Genomic DNA, 1,290 nt, shown 5'->3' on the forward strand with positions numbered 1-1,290 from the left:
CATGTCCACCCCGTACGCCTTACCGGTGGGGCCGACGCGTCGGGCGGAGAGATCCCGGACGGCAGTCTCAAGGTTGCGGGCGGGGTGAAATACGCGATCCAGCCCGACAACAGTTTCGTCGAGACCTTCGTCGCCAAGCAGGACGGGTCCAACGGGGTCTATTCCAACCCGATTTCGGTGCCAGGGGGTGCGCTCGGGATCGATACTCCGCTCGGATTGACTCAGATCAGCGCGACAGTCGAATCGGTGGGAGTCCCGGATCTGAAGGTCCTCGAGCAGGAACTCACGATGCCGGTCCGCTTGAAACTGTCGAATCCGTTGCTGGGCGACGATTGCTACATCGGTTCGATCTCGAATCCGATCAACCTTCATCTGACGACAACAGGCAACCCGCCATCGGAACCCATCGGTGATTTCCCGGGTGCAGTGTTTCCGGCAGTCCCACATTCGGATGCTGCGTTTGCGGCGCCGGGGGCTAGCGGATGCGGACCACTGGGTGCGCTCAACTGGGCGGTGAATCTCCGTGGGGGAGTGCCGGCAGTCAGCGGAAAGAACTCGCTCACCACGTCGAGCGACGTCTATGCGGTGGCTGCACGGAAAGTGCGACCGCCTGCCTGACAGACGCACAGTTGCCGGAACGCACAACGAGGGCCGACCCGTGGTAGGTCGGCCCTCGTTCTGCACAATCGGGTCAGCTGACCTCGGGATCACGCACCGTGATGGTGCCGTCCCTGACTGCGTCGGCGATGCTGTCGTGCAGTTTCGGGCAACCGTCTTTCAACGCCGTCGACTGCCCGGAAGCAATTGCCTCTTTGAAGGTGTGGCAACGCAGCGCCGGGTCGGAAGTCCACTGAACGCTGGTGTGTTTGTACGTGTTCTTGCGAACCAGTACGCACGCGCCGCATGCCTTGCAGTCGACTTCCTGCAGACCCGAGTCGAGGTATTCGTGCTTGTCCTCGATCGTCTGGGCCGCGATCGCCTCGAGCCGTTCCGTTTGCCCGGCAAAGTCCGGTGCCTTGGCCCAGCGAGCCCACCGTGCGTCGGTTCCGATCGAGGCGCTCACGATTAGACCTCTGCTTCTTTCTTTGCCGCTTCTGCTGCGGCTTCCTTCTCGGCTTTCTGGCGTGCGAGGTTTTCCTCGACCTCGGCGTGCCAGGCTTCGTTTGCCTTGGTGGTGTCCACCTCGAACTCGAAGCGCTGCGTCATCTTCTCGGTGACGTCCACCGTGTTCAGCGAACCCGCCCACCGCGTCGCGCGATGGGTCCTGCCCGTCGTGCTCGGTGTCGTCTA

At 62.6% G+C, this 1,290-nt stretch carries 2 protein-coding genes and 1 pseudogene; 1 reads left to right on the forward strand and 2 read right to left on the reverse strand.

Annotated elements, in window-relative coordinates:
• Nucleotides 1–618 (forward strand): annotated as a pseudogene (locus ABT116_RS47170) (hypothetical protein); the annotation flags it as partial.
• A gap of 73 nt (nucleotides 619–691) precedes the next feature.
• On the opposite strand, the gene ABT116_RS47175 reads toward ABT116_RS47170, so the two are convergent.
• Together ABT116_RS47175 and ABT116_RS47180 are read right to left on the reverse strand one after the other, a co-directional pair.
• Nucleotides 692–1,063, reverse strand: coding sequence for a hypothetical protein (locus ABT116_RS47175; protein ID WP_007734099.1), 372 nt, complete (start codon nucleotides 1,061–1,063; stop codon nucleotides 692–694).
• A gap of 2 nt (nucleotides 1,064–1,065) precedes the next feature.
• Nucleotides 1,066–1,224: a hypothetical protein gene (locus tag ABT116_RS47180; RefSeq protein WP_351647534.1), complete on the reverse strand. Its 159-nt coding sequence runs from the start codon at nucleotides 1,222–1,224 to the stop codon at nucleotides 1,066–1,068.
• Nucleotides 1,225–1,290 lie beyond the last annotated feature (66 nt).

This window comes from Streptomyces sp. NPDC002130 (assembly GCF_040296465.1).
GTDB lineage: Bacteria > Actinomycetota > Actinomycetes > Streptomycetales > Streptomycetaceae > Streptomyces.